The following is a 3,726-nucleotide window of genomic DNA, read 5'->3' on the forward strand; positions in this document are numbered from 1 at the left end:
CTTAACCAGAACCTGACCACGCTCAACGTCGTCACGCTTGGTGCCACGCAGCAGAACGCCGCAGTTCTCGCCAGCACGACCTTCGTCGAGCAGCTTGCGGAACATTTCAACACCGGTGCAAGTAGTAACGGTGGTGTCACGCAGACCAACGATTTCCAGCGGATCTTGAACGCGAACGATACCGCGCTCGATACGACCGGTCACAACAGTACCGCGACCCGAGATCGAGAATACGTCTTCGATTGGCATCAGGAACGGCTTGTCGGTTACACGCACTGGTTCTGGGATGTAGCTGTCCAGAGTTTCAACCAGTTTCTTGACGGCAGTGGTGCCCATCTCGTTGTCGTCTTTGCCTTCCAGAGCCATACGAGCCGAACCGATGATGATCGGAGTATCGTCGCCTGGGAAGTCATAGGTGGACAGCAGGTCGCGAACTTCCATCTCAACCAGTTCCAGCAGCTCAGCGTCGTCTACCAGGTCAGCCTTGTTCAGGAAAACCACGATGTACGGAACGCCAACCTGACGGGACAGCAGGATGTGCTCACGGGTTTGTGGCATCGGACCATCAGCGGCCGAGCAAACCAGAATAGCGCCGTCCATCTGAGCAGCACCGGTGATCATGTTCTTCACATAGTCAGCGTGACCTGGGCAGTCAACGTGAGCGTAGTGACGGATCTTCGAGTTGTACTCAACGTGTGCGGTGTTGATGGTGATACCGCGAGCCTTTTCTTCTGGCGCACTGTCGATCTTGTCGAAGTCAACGATTGCAGAACCGAAAACTTCGGAGCAAACGCGAGTCAGAGCAGCAGTCAGAGTGGTTTTACCGTGGTCAACGTGACCAATGGTCCCAACGTTGACGTGGGGCAGGGAACGATCAAATTTTTCCTTAGCCATCGATATCACCCTCAACAGAAGAAATTAGACAAACAATATCAACCATTAAAACAAAGGCAGATATTTTCATATCTGCCTTGTTATATGGAGCTCTTGAGCGGATTTGAACCGCTGACCTCACCCTTACCAAGGGTGTGCTCTACCAACTGAGCTACAAGAGCAAAACACTTTGCACAACCTGCAAACTTGGAGCGGGTAGCGGGAATCGAACCCGCATCATCAGCTTGGAAGGCTGAGGTTCTACCACTAAACTATACCCGCGGAGCCTGCAGCTCACGCTTAAATCTGGTGGAGGGAGAAGGATTCGAACCTTCGAAGTCGTAGACGTCAGATTTACAGTCTGATCCCTTTGGCCGCTCGGGAACCCCTCCTAATCAGGCCGGCATTCTATACTATGCCAAACCCCTGTCAAGCATTTTCTCATTTAAAAACCTGAGGTTAGCTGCGTTGACACCGCCTCACACTGAAAACCTGTTTGGGTCTTCGCTGTGGAGCGGGCGCCATTCTATGCAAACTACTCAGCAGGTGCAACCCCCTCACACAGCATTATTTTATGTTTTAACTCATTGAATTCGTTGGAAAGGTTCTGCAGCTGAGCATCACCCAACAAACGCTGGCCCTGAGGCGCGACAGACAACCAATAACCAGCCCCGGAAGCATCCTTCGATGAAGATTGCGCGTCGACCCCCATTTCGGCCAAACGCTGCTGAAGGGCTGAAAGCGAGTCCTGCCGGGAAAAACCACCGAGAAACAGACATTCCTGCCGTCGCCCTCCCCGCCCCTCCCGAACATCACCTGTCGTTTCACTAAGCAAGCGAATGTCTTGCTGGGGACCTCGATACAAACTGAGAGGCGTTACGTCCTTCGCCCGTAAAGGTGCTTCCTGCTGGTGCCAGACATAATAGAAGCCATTAAGAACGATAAGCAGGAGGAACAACCAACGCATACAAACCTCAGGAAAAAGGACATGCCATAGCCAGCCCCACAAATACCAGGTCAGGAACAACCTTGGCCCTGGGCGCGACATCTGCAACCAATACAGCATCACCACCAGTTATAAAGACTGCAAAATCTTCCCCCCAGTAGGCGCTCGCCATGTCCAGCTGCGTCAGCACAAAACCTCGCAACATTAACGAACACCCACGTTCCACCGCCTCAACGGTGGTGCGCCCAGGTGCATTGCTGGACAGCGCGCGCTCAGCCGCCAGATCTCCATAGCGAATCTTACGGGTATGTGTACGTAACTGATTGCGCATCAATGGCATACCAGGACAAATGAAACCTCCCAGATGCTCACCATCAGCAGCAATAAAGTCAGCCGTTACCGCCGTACCGAAATCGAGTACCAGGCAAGCGCTGCCCGATGCAAGATGAAACCCGCCCAGCATGGCCAACCACCTATCAAGCCCTAGACGCTCATAGTCTTCATAACCATTTTTGACACCAGACATTTCACGGGCGGACTTCGCACACACCACCGAAATACCGAACTCCCGCTTGATCGCATCGATTAATACATCAGTTTCTTCCGCAGTCCTGACACTGACCACGCGGCACTTGCGCAGCACAAGCCCGTCCAGGGATCTCAAACTTTCAAGTAACGCCAGATCAGAGTCGACAACCCCTTCAGAAAAGAGAACCCCGGGCGCAGCTTTCAGCACTCGCCACTTAATAAAGCTGTTCCCGCAGTCGAGCTCAAGAATCATCACGCAACCTCAGGCTGAGCTCACCACCACTAAAGACTTTTTCCACGCCATCCACCTTCAGGCGCAGCGCACCCTGACTATCTATTCCGAGCACAACGCCGTCTATCTGACTGGAGCCCGCAATCAACGATACAGGCCGACCCTGCCACAAGTGATTGGCCTCCCATTCTGACTGGAGAACCGAGAAACCATCCGCCTGATGGCGGTTGATGTGAGCACTTAACTGTTTACTCAGCTCAACCACCAAGGCATTACGATCACTGCTTTTGCCTGACTCAAGACGGATAGAGGTCCATTCCTGATCGACCTCATCCGATAGCTGCATATTCACGTTAATGCCAATGCCCAGCACAACATGGCAAACGTCGGCGGGGTCTCCGACGAGCTCAAGGAGAATGCCAGCGATTTTCTTGTTACCTACCAAGACATCGTTGGGCCACTTCAATCCGGTACTTTGCACTCCAAAATTTCGCAGAGCCTGCAAAACAGCCAACCCCACGACAAGACTCAACCCCTCGAGTTGCCGCATTCCGCCATCAATACGCAGGACAAGACTGTAATAGAGATTCTCAGCAAACGGACTCACCCACTTGCGACCTCTTCGCCCACGTCCAGAGACTTGTCGCTCCGCGAGTACCAAAAAGGGGGCCAAACTACCTTGGCCGATCGCACGCAAGGCCTCAGCATTTGTCGAGTCGACTGAATCCAGAACGGTCACCGGCCAACCTGGCGCCATTGCCGATATCGCCCGAGAGTCGAGAAGCGTTAATGGCGCAGCCAATTGATAACCCCGCCCACGAACTTTATGAATGGACAAGCCAAGCTCAGCCTCTAGATGCTGAAGCTGTTTCCATACAGCACTTCGACTTATTCCCAGGGCAGCCCCCAGATCCTGACCAGAATGGAATCGACCATCCTTCAGAAGGTTCAACAACGTCAGCATGCAGGTCTCGCCTCACAATGAGGCCCGAATAATAGCCATGCTCAGGGCCGTTGCATAGAAATCAAGCAGACGCTTTTCCTGCAGGCAAAACAAAACCCCAACTGCTTTCGCAATTGGGGTTTCGGAATTTAATCTTGACGATGACCTACTCTCACATGGGGAAACCCCACACTACCATCGGCG

General features: G+C 53.0%; 4 protein-coding genes and 3 tRNA genes. All 7 read right to left on the minus strand.

Going from position 1 to position 3,726, the window contains the following annotated elements:
• Window positions 1-894 (minus strand): elongation factor Tu (gene tuf / locus PMI23_RS28000; protein WP_007950275.1); only part of this gene is annotated, 894 nt, incomplete at its 3' end.
• A gap of 85 nt (window positions 895-979) precedes the next feature.
• Window positions 980-1,055, minus strand: a tRNA-Thr gene (locus tag PMI23_RS28005).
• 26 nt (window positions 1,056-1,081) lie between these two features.
• Window positions 1,082-1,155 (minus strand) — tRNA-Gly (locus PMI23_RS28010).
• Between the two features lie 25 nt (window positions 1,156-1,180).
• A tRNA-Tyr gene (locus PMI23_RS28015) sits at window positions 1,181-1,265 on the minus strand.
• 143 nt (window positions 1,266-1,408) lie between these two features.
• Window positions 1,409-1,840 (minus strand): hypothetical protein, encoded by a 432-nt coding sequence (locus tag PMI23_RS28020; protein WP_007918473.1) that lies wholly within the window; start codon window positions 1,838-1,840, stop codon window positions 1,409-1,411.
• A gap of 7 nt (window positions 1,841-1,847) precedes the next feature.
• The gene (locus PMI23_RS28025) at window positions 1,848-2,600 is read right to left on the minus strand and encodes a pantothenate kinase (RefSeq protein WP_007918478.1); all 753 of its coding nucleotides are present in this window, start codon (window positions 2,598-2,600) and stop codon (window positions 1,848-1,850) included.
• Window positions 2,590-3,543: a bifunctional biotin--[acetyl-CoA-carboxylase] ligase/biotin operon repressor BirA gene (birA, locus tag PMI23_RS28030; RefSeq protein WP_007918485.1), complete on the minus strand. Its 954-nt coding sequence runs from the start codon at window positions 3,541-3,543 to the stop codon at window positions 2,590-2,592. The genes PMI23_RS28025 and birA overlap by 11 nt, the downstream gene beginning before the upstream one ends.
• Between the last annotated feature and the right edge of the window lie 183 nt (window positions 3,544-3,726).

The organism is Pseudomonas sp. GM24 (assembly GCF_000282235.1).
In the GTDB taxonomy this organism is placed as follows: Bacteria; Pseudomonadota; Gammaproteobacteria; order Pseudomonadales; family Pseudomonadaceae; genus Aquipseudomonas.